Origin of the sequence: Oerskovia sp. NPDC056781, assembly GCF_042789955.1 — a bacterium.
GTDB lineage: Bacteria > Actinomycetota > Actinomycetes > Actinomycetales > Cellulomonadaceae > Oerskovia > Oerskovia rustica.
In genome coordinates, this window is the sequence record NZ_JBHUAD010000009.1 from 1 (window position 1) to 16953 (window position 16953).

At 71.9% G+C, this 16953-nt stretch carries 13 protein-coding genes; all 13 read right to left on the reverse strand.

The genetic code is table 11. From position 1 onward, the window contains the following. Positions 1-60 precede the first annotated feature (60 nt). From ACFRCR_RS01645 to ACFRCR_RS01705, 13 genes are read right to left on the reverse strand one after another with little or no spacing between them, the layout of a single operon-like run. A complete protein-coding gene (locus tag ACFRCR_RS01645; RefSeq protein WP_377674956.1) occupies positions 61-1083 on the reverse strand; it encodes a polyprenyl synthetase family protein in 1023 nt (340 codons plus the stop codon). After that, on the reverse strand, positions 1080-2900 hold the full coding sequence (gene nuoN, locus ACFRCR_RS01650) for an NADH-quinone oxidoreductase subunit NuoN (protein WP_377674958.1): 1821 nt from the start codon (positions 2898-2900) through the stop codon (positions 1080-1082). Before nuoN ends, ACFRCR_RS01645 begins: the two co-directional genes overlap by 4 nt. After that, positions 2897-4462, reverse strand: a complete 1566-nt coding sequence (locus ACFRCR_RS01655; protein WP_377674960.1) for an NADH-quinone oxidoreductase subunit M — start codon at positions 4460-4462, stop codon at positions 2897-2899. Before ACFRCR_RS01655 ends, nuoN begins: the two co-directional genes overlap by 4 nt. 7 nt (positions 4463-4469) lie before the next feature. Further along, positions 4470-6509, reverse strand: coding sequence for an NADH-quinone oxidoreductase subunit L (gene nuoL / locus ACFRCR_RS01660; protein ID WP_377674962.1), 2040 nt, complete (start codon positions 6507-6509; stop codon positions 4470-4472). Positions 6510-6519: 10 nt separating this feature from the next. Further along, entirely contained in the window at positions 6520-6819 is a 300-nt protein-coding gene (gene nuoK / locus ACFRCR_RS01665) for an NADH-quinone oxidoreductase subunit NuoK (protein WP_138825647.1), read from the reverse strand. 1 nt (position 6820) lies between these two features. Then, positions 6821-7789 carry an NADH-quinone oxidoreductase subunit J gene (locus tag ACFRCR_RS01670; RefSeq protein WP_377674964.1) on the reverse strand — a complete coding sequence of 323 codons (969 nt, stop codon included), beginning with the start codon at positions 7787-7789 and terminating at the stop codon, positions 6821-6823. Continuing rightward, complete coding sequence (nuoI, locus tag ACFRCR_RS01675) at positions 7786-8454, reverse strand: NADH-quinone oxidoreductase subunit NuoI (protein WP_051703076.1); 669 nt, start codon at positions 8452-8454, stop codon at positions 7786-7788. Before nuoI ends, ACFRCR_RS01670 begins: the two co-directional genes overlap by 4 nt. Next, the gene (nuoH, locus tag ACFRCR_RS01680; protein WP_377674967.1) at positions 8447-9886 is read right to left on the reverse strand and encodes an NADH-quinone oxidoreductase subunit NuoH; all 1440 of its coding nucleotides are present in this window, start codon (positions 9884-9886) and stop codon (positions 8447-8449) included. Before nuoH ends, nuoI begins: the two co-directional genes overlap by 8 nt. Continuing rightward, entirely contained in the window at positions 9883-12636 is a 2754-nt protein-coding gene (locus ACFRCR_RS01685; RefSeq protein WP_377674969.1) for an NADH-quinone oxidoreductase subunit G, read from the reverse strand. Before ACFRCR_RS01685 ends, nuoH begins: the two co-directional genes overlap by 4 nt. Then, positions 12636-13970, reverse strand: a complete 1335-nt coding sequence (gene nuoF, locus ACFRCR_RS01690) for an NADH-quinone oxidoreductase subunit NuoF (protein ID WP_377674999.1) — start codon at positions 13968-13970, stop codon at positions 12636-12638. Before nuoF ends, ACFRCR_RS01685 begins: the two co-directional genes overlap by 1 nt. Positions 13971-13981: 11 nt before the next feature. Further along, a complete protein-coding gene (nuoE, locus tag ACFRCR_RS01695) occupies positions 13982-14821 on the reverse strand; it encodes an NADH-quinone oxidoreductase subunit NuoE (protein WP_377674971.1) in 840 nt (279 codons plus the stop codon). Beyond that, a complete protein-coding gene (locus tag ACFRCR_RS01700; RefSeq protein WP_030152010.1) occupies positions 14818-16167 on the reverse strand; it encodes an NADH-quinone oxidoreductase subunit D in 1350 nt (449 codons plus the stop codon). Before ACFRCR_RS01700 ends, nuoE begins: the two co-directional genes overlap by 4 nt. Beyond that, positions 16164-16886, reverse strand: coding sequence for an NADH-quinone oxidoreductase subunit C (locus ACFRCR_RS01705; RefSeq protein ID WP_377675001.1), 723 nt, complete (start codon positions 16884-16886; stop codon positions 16164-16166). Before ACFRCR_RS01705 ends, ACFRCR_RS01700 begins: the two co-directional genes overlap by 4 nt. Between the last annotated feature and the right edge of the window lie 67 nt (positions 16887-16953).

Sequence of the window (16953 nt, forward strand, 5' to 3'; positions counted from 1 at the left end):
GCGCCGGACCCGTGGGTCCTGCGCACCGCCCTCCGTCGTGTTCGTGCCCCGACGGGGCGTTCAGGCCGCGCGGTCCGCCAGCGCCTGGGCGAAGGCGACCAGGGCCTCCTTGACCGGCCCGGCGGGCAGCGGCTCGAGCTCGTCGATGGCTGCACGCGCCCACCCGACGGCGAGCGCCCTGGTCTCACCGAGGACCTCGTGGGCCCGCAGGGCCGCGACCGCGGCCGCGAGCTCCTCGTCCCCCGACAGGTCCGAGTCCAGGAGGTCGACCAGCGCGGCGTCGGCCGCCGTGCCCGACCCGGCCGCGACACGGGCGCGCAGCAGCAGGGCCGGCATGGTCGGCACCTTCTCCCGCAGGTCCGTGCCCGGGGTCTTGCCGGACTCGGCCCCCGACGACGCGAGGTCGAGCACGTCGTCGGCGAGCTGGAAGGCGACGCCGAGCTTCTCGCCGTACTCCGCGACGACCTCGACGACCGCCTGGTCGCACCCGCCGAACATCGCGCCGAGGCGGGCCGAGGTCGCCAGCAGCGACGCGGTCTTGTCCGCGAGGACGCCCAGGTAGTGCTCGACGGGGTCGTCGGACGCCGAGGGACCCGTCGTCTCGTGGAGCTGGCCGAGGCACAGGCGCTCGAAGGTGCGCGCCTGGATGAGCACGGCCTCGGGACCCAGCGCCGCGACCGTCGACGCCGCGCGGGCGAAGAGCAGGTCGCCGATGAGGATCGCGACGGAGTTGCCCCACACGGCGTGCGCCGAGGGAGCACCGCGGCGCACCGGCGCGGAGTCCATGACGTCGTCGTGGTAGAGCGAGGCCAGGTGGGTGAGCTCGACGACGACGGCCGCCTCCACCACCTCGGGCCTGGCGCCGTCGCCGAGCTCCGCGCACAGCAGCGCGAGGAGCGGGCGCAGGCGCTTGCCGCCGGCGTTGACGAGGTGGCGGGACGCGGAGTCCGCGAGCCCGTCGGAGTGCGCGACGGCGTCGCTCAGCCTCGCCTCGACTGTCGTGAGGCGGGCGGTGAGCGTCGCGGCGAGCTCCGGATCGGTCAGGGGGATCGCCGTCGTGGAGACGGGTGGCACAGTGGTCACGGTCTGAACTTAGCCGCCTCGAAGGCCAGATCGAGAACCGAGGAGGGCAAAACGCCGAGAAGGATGACGCCGATCACACAGATCGTGATGGCGATCGTCGTGAATCCCTCCGACCGGACGACCGTGACACGGCTCGCGAGCGCGGCCACGGCGCTCCCCGGCCCCGCGGTCCCACCGGTCGTCCCCAGGTCCGGGCCTGCGGCCTCCGCCGCGTCCGAGGAGGCCTCCGACGCACCCTCCGCCGCCGCCCGCGGGGAGGGCGTGAAGAACATCAGCACGATGACCCGCACGTAGAAGAAGACCGCGACCGCCGAGGCCAGCACACCGATCAGGGCGAGCGGCCAGGCGCCCACCGCGACCGCCGACTGGAAGGCCGTGAACTTCGCGATGAAGCCCGCCGTGAGCGGGATCCCGGCCATCGACAGCAGGAAGAGCGCGAACGCGCCCGCGAGCCAAGGGCTCCGCTTGCCCAGCCCGGCCCACTCCGTGAGGTGCGTGGCCTCGCCCAGGACCACTCCGCCGTCGGGCGACGTGCTGGAGGGGCCCGCCGTCCCGCCCGTCCCGGCGCCCGGCACCGCGCCGACCGTCGCGAGCTCCGCCTCGGCGGGGACCACGACGGGCTGCGGGGCGCGCTCGCGCACGAGCGTCACGACCGCGAACGCGCCCACGGTCGCCAGACCGTATGCGAGGAGGTAGAACAGCAGCGCCCGGACCCCGAACCCGCTCAGCTCGCCGAACCCGACGAGCGCCACGACCAGGAAGCCCGCGTGCGCGATCGACGAGTACGCGAGCAGGCGCTTCATGTCGGTCTGGATGACACCGATCACCGTCCCGACGATCATCGTGAGGATCGCGACGACCCACAGCGCGATCACGAGCTTCTCCTGGAGGTCGGCGGGCAGCGCCTGCCCGACGACGTACAGCACGCGCAGGAGCGCCCCGAACGCCGCCGCCTTGGTGCAGGCCGCCATGAAGCCCGTGACGGGCGTGGGGGCACCCTGGTAGACGTCAGGCGTCCACGAGTGGAACGGGGCGGCGCCGACCTTGAACAGCAGCCCCGTGAGCACCATGACGAGGCCGAGCAGCACGAGGCCCGTCATCCCGTCGAGGCCGCCGCCCTCCAGGAGCGCGCCGCGGACGTCCGCGAGCCGCACCGACCCGGCGAAGCCGTACACGAGCGCCACGCCGAAGATGAAGATCGCCGACGCGAAGGCTCCCAGGAGGAAGTACTTGAACGACGCCTCCTGGGACAGGAGCCGACGGCGCCGCGCGAGCGCCGTGAGCACGTACAGCGGGAGGGAGAGCACCTCGAGCGCGACGAACATCGTGAGCAGGTCGCCCGTCGCGGGGAAGATCATCATGCCGCCGACCGCGAAGAGCACGAGCGGGAACACCTCGGTCTGCTCGAGGCCACGACGGCGCGCGAGGTCCTCGTACGCCGAGCCCGGCACGGCCGCGGCCGTGGGCGCGAACGCGTCCTGCTTGGTCGAGGTGCGGTCCGCGATCACGAGCGTCGCCAGGAGCGCGAGGACCACGACGATCCCCTGCACCGCGAGCCCGAACGGGTCGACGACGAGCGCGCCACCCAGGACCCGCACGCCGTTCTGCGCGAGCACGTCGGGCCAGAGCAGGACGATCGACGTGAGCGCCCCGGCCAGCGCGGCGAGCGCGAGCACGACCTGCACGACGCGGCGGGCACGGTCGGGCACGAAGGCCTCGACGAGCACCCCGACGACACCGGCGCCCAGGACGACGAGCACCGGGACCAGGTAGGCCCACTCGATCACGGGGGCCACGAAGGCGGCTGCGGGGGTCACGAGTCGCTCCCTTCAACGCTGAGGAGATCAGGGGTGGTGGGCGGGTTCTCGACCCCCACGGCCGTCATGGTCGCGTCCGCGGGCTCGCGCACCAGGTCGAGCGCGGGAGCCGGGTAGAAGCCCAGGACGAGCAGGGCCACGACCAGGGGGGCGACGACCCACTTCTCGCGCGCCCCGAGGTCCGGGGTCCCCACGAGGTCGTGCGGGGCCTTGCCCGTGAAGACCTTCTGGTAGGTCAGCAGGACGTACAGGGCCGCGAGGACGACACCGAGGACGGCCACGAGAGCTGCCGGGTGGCTGCGGGAGAAGGTCCCCACGAGCACCATGATCTCCGAGACGAACGTCGACAGGCCGGGCAGCGACAGGGCCGAGAGACCCGCCACGAGGAACGTCCCCGCGAGGACCGGCGTGACCCGCTGGAGCCCGCCGTAGTCGGCCAGACGCTGCGAGCGCGCCGGGTGCCGCGCGACGAGGAACCCGGCGAGCAGGAACAGCGCGCCCGTCGAGATCCCGTGGTTGAACATGTAGAACGAGGCCCCGGAGACGCTGAGCGACGTGAACGAGAAGATCCCGAGGACGATGAAGCCGAAGTGCGACACCGACGTGTACGCGATGAGCCGCATGATGTCGCTCTGGCCGATCGCCATGAGCGCGCCGTACAGGATCGAGACGACCGCGAGCACCACGACCACGGGGGCCGCCCACCGGCTCGCGTTCGGGAAGAGCGGCAGGCACAGGGTCAGCATGCCGAACGTGCCCACCTTGTCCAGTACGCCCACGAGGAGCGTCGAGGTGCCCGCGGGAGCGTGCTCGGCGGCGTCGGGCAACCAGGTGTGGACCGGGAAGAGCGGCGCCTTGATCGCGAAGGCCAGGAAGAAGCCGAGGAAGAGCAGTCTCTCGGTGCTCACCGCCAGCGGGTTCGCCGCGAGGTGGTCGACCAGGTTCTGCGTCAGGAAGCCCTGCTCGCCGCCCGGCCCGTTGAGGTACAGGGCGATGACCGCGACGAGCATGACGAGCCCGCCGGCGAGCGAGAACAGCAGGAACTTCACGGCCGCGTAGCGTCTCTGCGCCCCGCCCCCGAAGCCGCCGATCATGAAGTAGACCGGGATCAGCATGGCCTCGAACAGCACGTAGAAGAAGAACACGTCGCGGGCCACGAAGACCGCGACCATGAACGCCTCGAGCAGCAGCACCAGCCCCAGGTAGTGGCGGAGCTTGGCGAGGTCGCCGTCCTGCTCGCGCCACGCCGCCAGGATCACGAGCGGGACCAGCAGGACCGCGAGCCCGACCAGCAGGAGCGCGACGCCGTCGGCCCCCACCGCGTAGCTCACGCCGAGCTGCGGGATCCATGCGTGCGTCTCGGTGAGTTGGTACGTGCCCGCGTCCGAGGTGTCGAACGCGCTGATCGCGAGGCCCAGGAGCACGAGCTCGGCGAGACCGAACACGACCGCCACGGTCCGCAGGTGCTTGCGCGCCGACGTGGCGCCCAGCCCCCAGACCGCGGCCGCACCGACGAGCGGCAGGACGATCAGGAGTGTCAGCCAGGGAATCTCGGTGGTCATCGGTCCCTCAGCTCCCTGTTCCGGTGGTCACGGCGAGGACCACCGCGACGATCACGATCAGGCCGGCGAGCATCGTCGCCGCGTACGACCTGACGAATCCGTTCTGCATGCCGCGCAACTTCTCCCCTGTCGCGCCGACGAGGCCGGCAAGACCCATCCAGCCGCCGTCGACCATCTGCCGGTCCCCGTAGACGAGGGACCGCGTGAGGTACTGCCCGGGCCGCATGAACACGGCCTCGTTGACCTGGTCCTGATAGAGGTCCTTGCGGGCCGCGCGGGTCAGGACCGAACCGTGCGGCGGGACGATCGGGACACGGGACACCGCGAACTGGCGCCAGGCCAGGAGCACGCCCAGCAGGACGAGGACCAGGGTCAGCGTGATGAGCGACCACACCGGCAGCACCGGTTCGGCGTGCTCGGCGTGTCCCGTCACGGGCGAGAGCCAGTCGACGAACACGTTGCCGATCGCGAGCAGCCCGCCCAGGGCCACCGAGCCCACCGCGAGGACGATCATGGGCGCCGTCATGAGCGCGGGGGACTCGTGCGGGTGCTGCACGGGCCCGTCGGTCGAGAGCGGCCCCGTGGGGCTGCCCGACCCGTCGTTCCAGCGCTTGTGCCCGTGGAACGTCATGAAGAACAGGCGCGACATGTAGAACGCCGTGATGCCCGCTCCCAGCAGCGCGACGCCGCCGAAGACCCACGCACGCCACTCCTGCCCGTCGATCGGCACGAACGCCGCCTCGATGATCTTGTCCTTCGACCAGAAACCGGAGAACGGCGGGATACCGAGGATCGCGAGCCATCCGAGGCCGAACGTGATCCACGTGACCTTCATGTACCTCGACAGCGCACCGAAGCGCCGCATGTCGACCCCGTCGTCCATGCCGTGCATGACCGAGCCCGCGCCGAGGAACATCCCGGCCTTGAAGAAGCCGTGCGTCACGAGGTGGAAGATCGCGAACGCGTACCCGATGGGCCCCAGCCCGGCCGCGAGCATCATGTAGCCGATCTGCGACATGGTCGAGGCGGCCAGGACCTTCTTGATGTCGTCCTTGGCACAACCGACGATCGCCCCGAACAGGAGCGTGACCGCGCCGACGAGGACCACGACGAGCTGCGCCGTCGGGGCTCCGTCGAAGATCGGCGCCGAGCGCACGACCAGGTACACGCCCGCGGTGACCATGGTGGCCGCGTGGATGAGCGCCGAGACGGGCGTGGGACCCGCCATGGCGTCACCGAGCCACGCCTGGAGCGGGAACTGCGCCGACTTGCCGCACGCGGCGACCAGGAGCGCCAGGGCGATCGCGGTCAGCAGCGCCGTGCCCGCCTCCGGGGCGTCGGCGAAGACCGTCGCGAAGTCGACCGCTCCGAAGCCCGCGAACATGAGCATGAGCGCGACGATCAGTCCGAGGTCGCCCACGCGGTTCATGATGAACGCCTTCTTGGCGGCCACCGCGTTGGCCCGCTCGTGGTTCCAGAACCCGATCAGCAGGTACGAGGCCAGGCCCACGCCCTCCCAGCCGACGAACAGCACGAGGTAGGAGTCCGCGAGGACCAGGACCAGCATGGCTGCGACGAACAGGTTGAGGTAGGCGAAGAACCGGCGCTTGTCCTTGTCGTGCTCCATGTACGCCACCGCGTAGACGTGGATGAGCGTGCCGACGAACGTCACGAGCAGCACGAACGTCATGGACAGCGGGTCGATCCGCAGGCCCACGCCCACGTCGAGGCCGCCGGCCGCGATCCAGTCGAAGAGCCGGTGGTCGACCACCCGCTCGTCGGCGGGCAGGCCCAGCATCGAGAAGAACACGACGAGTGCGACGACGAACGCACCGCTCGACATGAGCACCCCGAACCACGCGCCCCAGCGGTCGCTGCGGCGCCCCGCGAGCAGCAGGATCGCGGCCCCCAGGAGCGGCAGCAGGATCAGCAGCGGGGCCAGCAGGAACGGCCCGGGTACGACGGTCGAGGCCGGGACGATCTCCTGGGTCGGCAACGAGGCCGGCACCAGGTGCGCGAGGGCAGGAAGCAGAGTCACCGTTGGCATGCCTGCCCTCTCAGTTCTTCAGCAGGTTGACGTCGTCGACCGAGGCCGAACGGCGGGTACGGAAGATGGCCACGATGATCGCGAGCCCCACGACGACCTCGGCCGCGGCCACCACCATCACGAAGAAGGCGATGACCTGGCCGTGGAGGTCCCCGTGCATGCGGGCGAACGTCACGAACGTCAGGTTGGTGGCGTTGAGCATGAGCTCGATGCCCATGAAGACGATGATCGCGTTGCGTCGCAGCAGCACGGTCGTCGCACCGATCGCGAAGAGGATCGCGGCGAGCACCAGGTAGTTGGTCAGCTCCATGTCAGCTCTCCTTCCCGTGCTCGGTCGTCGGCCCGGTCGTCGGCCCGGTCGTCGGCCCGGTCGTCGGCCCGGTCGCCCCGGACGTGGTGTCGGTCGGGAACGCCCCCGGCGCGGCCGCGGGCACCGGAGCCTCGCCCGACAGGTCTGCGGCGGCCTCCTCGTCGGTGGGCGCCGTGAGCTCGGGGAACCGCCGAGCCGTCAGCTCGGGCTCGTGCTCGGCGAGCACGGCCCGCTCCCTGGCGAGGATGTGACCCGCGGAACGCTCCTGCCCACGGATGCGCAGGATGCGCGAGACGGAGTGCTCGATGGGCCGCCCCTGCGGGTCGAGCGCGGGGGTGTCCATCGCGTTGTTCTGCGCGTAGACGCCCGGCGCCGGCAGCGGGGTCAGGAGCCCGCCCTCGGCGAGCGCGGCGACCTTGGCGTCGGAGATCTGCCGCTGCCCGACGCGCGGCACCAGCCGGCGCCGGTGCGTCAGGACGAGCGCCGCGATCGCCGCGGTCACGAGCAGGATGCCGACGACCTCGAGCGCGAACACGTAGTCGGCGAACAGGATGCGGGCGAGCGCGACCGGGTTGGACTCGGCGTTGGCCGCCGTGAGCCCCACCGAGGGCGGGAACGTCGCCTGCGCGATCACGCCCACCAGGACCGAGCCGAGGCCCAGCCCGAGCAGCACACCGATGAAGCGCTGGCCGCGGATGGTCTCGACGAGCGAGTCCGACGCGTCGACGCCCACGAGCATGAGCACGAACAGGAAGAGCATCATGACGGCGCCCGTGTAGACCACGATCTGCACGACGCCCAGGAACGCCGCCTCCTGCGCGATGTAGAGGATCGCGAGGCTGATCATGACGAACACGACGCAGATCGCGGCGTGCACGGCCTTGCGGGCGAACAGCAGGCCGAGCGCGGCCAGCACCATGAGCGGGGCGAGGACCCAGAACAGGACGACCTCTCCCCCGCTGACGGTCACCGGACCACCTTCCGGACCTCGGGGCGCCGTGCGGCGGCGGGGTCCTCGACGGGAGGCAGGGTGGGGTCGTCGGGCCGGTGCTCGCGCACCCAGTCGATCTGCTCGGGCACGGGCCCGGTCACCTCTCCCCGGTAGTAGTCGGTGTCGGTCGTCCCCGGCACCATGGGGTGCGGGGCGGCGAGCATGCCCTCGCGCAGCGGCGCGAGGAGGTCTTCCTTCTCCCAGATCAGCCCTTCGCGGGTCGGTCCGGTGAGCTCGTACTCGTTGGTCATCGTCAGGGCCCGCGTGGGGCACGCCTCGATGCACAGCCCGCAGAAGATGCAGCGCAGGTAGTTGATCTGGTAGACGCTGCCGTAGCGCTCGCCGGGCGAGCGGTGCGCGCCGTCGGGGAGCGCGGAGTTGTCCGCGCCCTCGACGTAGATCGCGTCCGCGGGGCACGCCCAGGCGCACAGCTCGCACCCGATGCACTTCTCGAGGCCGTCCTCGTACCGGTTGAGCTGGTGGCGACCGTGGTAGCGCGGCTTGGTCGGCACCTTCTCGAACGGGTACTGCTCGGTCACGGTGGGCTTGAACATCGAGGAGAACGTGACCCCGAATCCGGCGACGGGCGCGAGCAGCCCGCCGAGCCCCTTGCGCTGGGGGATCAACGACTCGTAGTCAGCCACGGGGGGCCTCCTCGTCCTGGGCGTCGGGAGCTGCGGGGCCGCCGCCGGGTGGCGGGCTGCCCTCGGGGACCAGGCGCCGTGCTCGGCGCGAGGCGCTGGGCAGGGACTGGCCGGGCAGCGGCGGGACGGGGAAGCCGCCCGCGAAGGCGTCGAAGGGCTCGGGCGAGGCGGTGGCCGCCTTGCGGTAGGGCGAGGTGCCCGACGGCGTCGCTCCCCCGGCAGCGCCGGGTTCCTTGCGCGCGGGCCACAGGAAGATCGCGACGATCGCCACGGCGAACAAGCCACCGGCGACGATCAGGATCGTGCGGTTGTCGACGTCGCCGAAGCGGATCATGCCCTGGACGACAGCGAGCACGACGATCCAGGCGAGCGCGGCCGGGATGAGGATCTTCCAGCCGAACTTCATGAACTGGTCGTAGCGCAGGCGCAGGAGCGTCCCGCGGACCCACACGAACACGAACATGAAGGCCCAGACCTTGGCGAGGAACCAGAGGATGGGCCACCAGCCCTCGTTGAACATGCCGTCGTTGATCGCGGACAGCGGCCAGGGGGCGCGCCACCCACCCAGGAAGAGCGTGGTCGCCACGGCCGAGACGTTGATCATGTTGATGTACTCGGCGAGGAAGAACCAGGCGAACTTCATGGACGAGTACTCGGTCATGTAGCCCGACACCAGCTCGCCCTCGGCCTCCGGGAGGTCGAACGGCAGTCGGTTGGTCTCGCCGATCATCGCGATGATGTAGATGATGAAGCTCGGGATGAGGATGAGCGCCCACCAGACCCTCGTCTGGGAGTCGACGATCTCCGAGGTCGACATCGAGCCGGCCATGATGAAGACGCTGACCAGGGCGAGGCCCATCGCGAGCTCGTAGCTGATGACCTGGGCCGTCGAGCGGACCGCGCCGAGCAGCGGGTAGGTGGAGCCCGACGACCAGCCGCCGAGGACGATGCCGTACACGCCCACCGAGGCGCACGCCAGGATGTAGAGCACGGCGACGGGGAAGTCGGTGAGCTGAGCGGGCGTCGAGTAGTCGGTGAACGGGATCGTGACGTTCGGCCCGAAGGGGATGACCGCGAACGTCAGCAGCGAGCAGAACACCGCGATCATGGGCGCCAGGATGTACACGAACTTGTCCGCCGCGGAGACCGTGAGGTCCTCCTTGAGCAGCAGCTTCATGGCGTCCGCGAGCGACTGGAGCAGGCCGAAGGGACCGTGCACGTTGGGTCCGGGGCGGACCTGCATGCGGGCCACGACCTTGCGCTCGAACCAGATGGCGATGAGCACGCTCGTGAGCAGGAACACGATGATGAGCACGGCCTTGACCAGGTAGGTCCAGCCGTTGTCCTGCGAGAAGTCGGCCTTGATCCCGGGCACGCCCGGGGTCTCGGAGACCAGGACCGCCCCGGAGACCAGGTGCAGCAGGCCTGTCATGATGCTCCCCCGTCGGTGCGCTGGGTGGGTTCTGCGGACTGCGCGGCCCGTGCGACGGACGCGGACCCGGCGGCGGGCTCGATGCGCACGAGCGCCCCCGGGGCGACGCCGAGGTCGCGGTGGACCTTGGACCCCTGCGAGCCGAGCGGGAGCCACACGACGTGCTCGACCATGTCGGTGATCACGACCGGCAGCTCGATCGACCCCCGGTCGGTCGAGACCCGCACGACGTCGCCCTCGAAGAGGTCGGCCGCGGCGGCGGTCGTCGCGGACAGCCGGGCGACGGGCCGCTTGGCGGTGCCGGCGAGGAAACGCTCGCCGTCCTGCCCACGCCCGGCGTCGAGGAGCAGCCGCCACCCTGCGAGGACCGCGGTGCCCGGTGCGACGGCCGGCGGCTCGGCGGCGGGCTCGACGGGCGCTGTCGAGCGCTCGCCGTCCCAGGTGCCGAGCTGGTCGATCTCGTCCCGGACCTCGCCGAGCGTGCGGGTACCGAGCGTGACGCCCGCCGCGTCGGCGAGCGCGTCGAGGACGCGGTGGTCGGGCATCGCGGTCGTGGCGAGCGCGGCCTCGAAGGTCCGCACGCGGCCCTCCCAGCTCACGAACGCCCCGGCCTTCTCGACCGGTGGCGCCACGGGCAGGACCACGTCCGCGAGCTCCGTGACGTCCGAGGCGCGGACCTCGAGGGACACGACGAACCCGGCGGCGCCCAGCGCCCTGCGGGCGTGGTCGGGGTCGGGCAGGTCGTCGGTGTGCAGACCACCGACGAGCACGCCGTCGAGCTGGCCCACCGACAGGGCGTCGAGGATGCCGCTCGTGTCGCGACCGGGCGCCTCCGGGAGGTGCTCGACACCCCAGGCGACGGACACGTCGACCCGCGCTGCGGCGTCGGGCACGGGGCGTCCGCCCGGGAGGAGACCCGGCAGCGTCCCCGCCTCGACCGCGCCGCGCTCCCCCGCCCGGCGGGGGACCCACGCGAGGCGTGCCCCGGTGCCCTCGGCGAGGCGCACGAGCGCCGAGTACCCGCCGGGCACCCCGGCGAGACGTTCGCCGACGAGGATCACGGCGCCGGGCTGCGCGAGCGCGTCCCGCAGGGCCGCGACCTCGGCGGGCTCGTCGACCGACTCGGGCACGTCGGGGCCCACGGCCCCGTCGTGGCCGAACAGCGTCTGCGCGCCCGAGGCGAGCACCGTGAGCCACTCGGCCTCGGTGCCCGGGGCGGCCCGCAGGAGCGTGCCGTCGAGGCGCTGCACGCCCCGGCTCGCGAAGGGGGCGAGCGAGAAGACCCGCAGGCCCCGCTTCTGGACACCCTTGCGCAGGCGCAGGAACGTGACGCCCGCCTCCTCCTCGGCCTCGAGGGCCACGAGGAGCACCGCGGGGGCCTTCTCGAGCTCGTCGAACGTCACACCCAGGCCGGTGCCCGCGACGCGGTGGGCCAGGAAGTCGGCCTCCTCGGCCGAGTGCACGCGGGCACGGTGGTCGACGTCGTTGGTGCCCAGGACGACGCGTGCGAACTTGCCGTACGCGTAGGCGTCCTCGATCGTCAGGCGACCACCGGGGAGCACCCCGACGCCACCCGCCGCGCGGGCCTGCGCGAGGCCGTCGGCCGCGACCTCGAGGGCCTCGGCCCAGCTCGCGGGGCGCAGCTCGCCGCGCGTGACCCGGCCCTCGGCGTCGACCTCGCGGTCGCGCACGAGCGGGTGCGTCAGCCGGTCCGGCGCGTCCTGCCAGTGGAACGCGAAGCGGTCCTTGTCGGTGATCCACTCCTCGTTGACCAGCGGGTCCTCGCCCGACAGGCGTCGCAGCACCACGCCGCGACGGTGGTCGACGCGGATCGCGGACCCGCATGCGTCGTGCTCTCCCACGCCCGGGGTCGAGACCAGGTCGAAGGGCCGCGACCGGAACCGGTACGCGGCGCCCGTCAGCGCACCCACCGGGCAGATCTGCACGGTGTTGCCGCTGAAGTACGACGCGAACGGGCGACCCGACTCGTCCTCGAGCGCGGCCCCGACGGGGGCCTCGAACCCGGACTGCGCGCCGTAGGGCAGTGCGCCCGCAGGGGCGGCCTGCTCGCTCTCGCCGTCCGCGAAGCCCAGGACCCGCGCGTCGTAGCGGCCGATCTGCTGCTGCGCGCCGCGCTTCTGCAGGTCGATGAACGCGTCGCCCGCGATCTCCGCGGAGAACCGCGTGCAGCGCTGGCACAGGACGCAGCGCTCGCGGTCGAGCAAGATCTCGGTCGAGATCGCGATGGGCTTGGGGAACGTGCGCTTGACGTCGACGAAGCGGCTCGTCGCGCGCCCGTTGCTCATGGCCTGGTTCTGCAGGGGGCACTCGCCGCCCTTGTCGCACACCGGGCAGTCGAGCGGGTGGTTGATGAGCAGGAGCTCCATGACACCGTGCTGCGCCTTGTCGGCCACCGCGGACGTGTGCTGGGTCTTGACGACCATGCCGGGCGTCGCCTCGAGCGTGCACGAGGCCTGCGGCTTGGGCATGGGCCGGACGTTGCCCTCGCGGTCGGGGGTCGCGACCTCGACGAGACACTGGCGGCACGCGCCCGCGGGGGCGAGCAGCGGGTGGTCGCAGAACCGCGGGATCTGGATGCCGACCTGCTCGGCGGCACGGATGACCAGGGTGCCCTTGGGCACGGCCATCTCGATGCCGTCGATCGTGAACGACACGTCGTCGGGGCGGGCGGGGGGCTTCGCGCCTCCCGCCGCGACCGCGCTCGACGGGCCGGGCGTCGTGGTCGTCATCAGTGCGCTCCTGCTGTCAGGGCCTGCGGGGCACGCCGGGGCGTGTAGTCGAACAGGGCGGCGGCCGACGGGTCGAACGGGCAGCCGCGCCCGGTGATGTGCGCCTCGAACTCCTCGCGGAACAGCGCGATGCTGCTCGTGACGGGCGAGGTGGCGCCGTCCCCGAGCGCGCAGAACGCGCGGCCGAGAATGTTGTCGCACGTGTCGAGCAGGACGTCGAGGTCGCCCTCGGTGCCGGAGCCCGTCTCGATGCGGCGCAGGATCTGCTTGAGCCAGTAGGTCCCCTCGCGGCACGGCGTGCACTTGCCGCACGACTCGTGCGCGTAGAAGTCCGTCCACCGGCTCACGGCCCGCACCACGCACGTGGTCTCGTCGAAGATCTGCAGCGCGCGCGTGCCCAGCATGGAGCCCGCCGCCGCGACCGACTCGTAGTCGAGCGGGGTGTCGAGGTGCGCGTCGGTGAACAGCGGCGTCGAGGACCCGCCGGGTGTCCAGAACTTGAGGCGGTTGCCGCCGCGGATCCCGCCGGCCATGTCGAGCAGCTCGCGCAGCGTGATGCCGAGCGGCGCCTCGTACTGGCCCGGGCGCACCACGTGGCCCGACAGCGAGAACAGCCCGTGACCCGCCGAGCGCTCGGTGCCCATGCTCTTGAACCAGTCGGCGCCCTCGTTGACGATCGCCGGGACGCTCGCGACCGACTCGACGTTGTTGACCACGGTGGGGCGCGCGTACAGGCCCGCGACCGCGGGGAACGGGGGCTTGAGGCGCGGCTGGCCGCGCAGGCCCTCGAGCGAGTCGAGCAGCGCGGTCTCCTCGCCGCAGATGTACGCCCCCGCGCCCGCGTGGACCGTGACGTCGAGGTCGAAGCCCGAGCCCTGGATGTTCTTGCCCAGGTACCCGGCCGCGTAGGCCTCCTCGACCGCCCGCAGCAGGCGGCGGTACACGTGCAGGACCTCGCCGCGCACGTAGATGAACGCGTGGTCGCACCCGATCGCGTACGACGTGATGGCCACGCCCTCGATCAGGAGCTGGGGGCTCGCGAGCATGAGCGGGATGTCCTTGCAGGTCCCCGGCTCGGACTCGTCCGCGTTGACGACGAGGTAGCGGGGCCCGCCGTCGGGCGCGGGCAGGAAGCCCCACTTCATGCCCGTGGGGAACCCGGCGCCGCCTCGGCCGCGCAGGCCCGAGTCCTTGACGACCTGCACGACGTCCGCGGGCGGCTGCGCGAGGGCCTTCGCGAGGCCCTTCCAGCCGCCGCCGGCGACGTAGGCCTCGAGGGTCCAGGAGCGGTCCGCGTCCCAGGACTCGCTGAGGATCGGGGTCAGCGGGTCGATCGTCTTCTCGCTCACGGCTGCTTCCCCTTCGAGGCGTCGGGCGTGGCGCCCGTGGCGTCGGCGGGCGTGGTGGGCTTGCGCTCCGCGCTGGACTGCTCCTGCCCGACGGCGGAGGCGCCCTCCGCGGCCGCCGCGCCCGCGTCCGCGGCCGGGCCGTCGGCCTGTTCCGGGGCCGCGCCACCGGGCGCGGTCCAGTCGTGCTCACGGGCCAGGCGGAGCCCTGCGAGCGTGGGACCGCCTGCCCCGACGCCCTCGTCCGCGCGGCCGTCCGGGAACCCGGCGAGCACCCGGCTCATCTGCTTGAACGTGCAGACCGAGGCGGCGCCGCGCGTGGGGGCGACGTCCTCGCCCGCCCGGAGGCGGTCGGCGAGCTGCGTGGCGCCCGCGGGGGTCTGGTTGTCGAAGAACTCCCAGTTGACCATCACGACGGGCGCGTAGTCGCACGCCGCGTTGCACTCGACCCGCTCGAGGGTGATGGCCCCGTCGTCGGTCGTCTCGTCGTGCCCGACGCCCAGGTGCTCCGAGAGCTCGTCGAAGATCTCGTCGCCGCCCATGATCGCGCACAGCGTGTTGGTGCACACGCCCACGGTGTAGGTCCCGTTCGGGTGGCGCTTGTACTGCGTGTAGAAGGTCGCGACGGCCGAGACCTCGGCGGCCGTGATGCCGAGCTGCTCGGCGCAGAACGCGATGCCGTCGCGCGAGACGTAGCCGTCCTGCGACTGCACCAGGTGCAGCATGGGCAGCAGCGCCGACCTCTTCTCCGGGTACCGGGCGATGATCGCCGCGGTGTCCGTGGCGAGGCGCGCGTACGTCGCCTCGTCGTATCCGGACCTTCTGGCCTCGAGCGTCATCGGTCCACCCCTCCCAGCACCGGGTCGAGCGAGGCGACCGCGACGACGACGTCGGCGACCTGGCCGCCCTCGCACATCACGGCGACCGCCTGCAGGTTGTTGAACGAAGGATCACGGAAGTGGGCCCGGTAGGGGCGCGTGCCGCCGTCGGACACCAGGTGCACGCCGAGCTCGCCACGAGGGTGCTCGACCGACTGGAACACCTGGCCGACCGGGACCCGGAAGCCCTCGGTGACCAGCTTGAAGTGGTGGATCAGGGCCTCCATCGAGGTGCCCATGATCTCGCGGATGTGGTCGAGCGAGTTGCCCTGGCCGTCCGCGCCGACCGCGAGCTGAGCGGGCCACGCGATCTTCTTGTCGGCGACCATGACGGGCTGGCCCGCCGTGGCCTCGAGGCGTTCGAGGCACTGCTCGACGATCCGCAGCGACTGGTAGCACTCCTCGAGGCGCAGCACGACCCGCGAGTAGCAGTCGGCCTCGTCCGAGGTGGGGACGTCGAAGTCGTACGTCTCGTAGCCGCAGTACGGGGCGGCCTTGCGCACGTCGTACGGCAGGCCCGTCGAGCGCAGCACCGGGCCCGTGATCGCGAGCGCCATGCAGCCCGAGAGGTTGAGGTGCCCGACGCCCTGGAGGCGCCCCTTGAAGATCGGGTTGGCGAGCATGAGGTCGCCGAGCTGGCCGAGGTAGCCGCGGATCAGCGGGTCGGCCTTGCGGATCTGCGCCACGACGTCCGGCGGGACGTCCTGCGCCACGCCGCCCGGACGCACGTACGCGTGGTTCATGCGCAGGCCCGTGACGGCCTCGAAGACCCGCAGGATCTCCTCTCGCGCCGTGAAGGAGATGGTCATGACGGTCGTCGCGCCCATCTCGTTGCCACCCGTGCCCAGGCAGACCAGGTGGGACGCGATCCGGTTGAGCTCCATCATGAGGACGCGGATGATGCTCGCGCGCTCGGGCACGTCGTCCGTGATCCCGAGGAGCTTCTCGACCGCGAGGCAGTACGCCGTCTCCTGGAACAGGGGGGCGAGGTAGTCCATGCGGGTGCAGAACGTGACCCCCTGGGTCCAGGTCCTGTACTCCATGTTCTTCTCGATGCCCGTGTGCAGGTAGCCGACGCCGCAGCGGGCCTCGGTGACCGTCTCGCCGTCGATCTCGAGCATGAGCCGCAGCACGCCGTGCGTGGACGGGTGCTGGGGACCCATGTTGACGACGATGCGTTCCTCGCCGAGCTGGGTTGCTTCTGCGGCGATGTCCGCCCAGTCGCCGCCCGAGGCCTCGAAGCTGGGGATGCCCGGGTCGAAGTCCCCGTACGGCGCCTTCGTGGCGTGGGGGGTGGTGGTGCTCACGAGTACGACCTCCTCTGGTCCGGCGGGGGCACCGTGGCGCCCTTGTACTCGACCGGGATGCCGCCGAGCGGGTAGTCCTTGCGCTGCGGGTGGCCGGGCCAGTCGTCGGGCATCTCGATGCGGGCGAGGGCCGGGTGGCCGTCGAACACGATGCCGAAGAAGTCCCACGTCTCGCGCTCGTGCCAGTCGTTGGACGGGTAGACCGACGTGGTCGACGGGATGTGCGGGTCCGCGTCCGGGACGGCGACCTCGAGGCGCAGGCTGCGCCCGTGGGTCACCGACGTCAGGTGGTACACGGCGTGCAGCTCGCGGCCCACGTCGTGCGGGTAGTGCACGCCGCTCACGCCCATGCTCAGCTCGAAGCGCAGGTCCTGCTCGTCGCGCAGCGCGCGCGCGACCGTCACGACGTGGTCGCGGCGTACGTGCAGCGTGAGCTCGGCATGGCGCCCCGGAGGGTCCACCACGACCTGCTCGACCGCGTCCTCGAACCGCACGCCGCCCTCGGCGAGGACCTCGGCCAGGACGTCGACGGCCTCGTCGAACCAGCCGCCGTACGGGCGCGCGCTCGGCCCCGGCAGCACCACGGGCCGCACGAGCCCGCCGTACCCGGAGGTGTCGCCCGAGCCCTGGGCCCCGAACATGCCCGTGCGGACCTCGACGACCTCGAGCGGCTCGCGGCCGCCCGCCTCGGGTCCCGCCGCGAGCTCGTCGCCGGGCACGTCCCCCTTGGCGACCTTCTCGCGTGCGACGTCGTCGGCCGGACGGCCGCCCGGTCCGTCGTTGGTG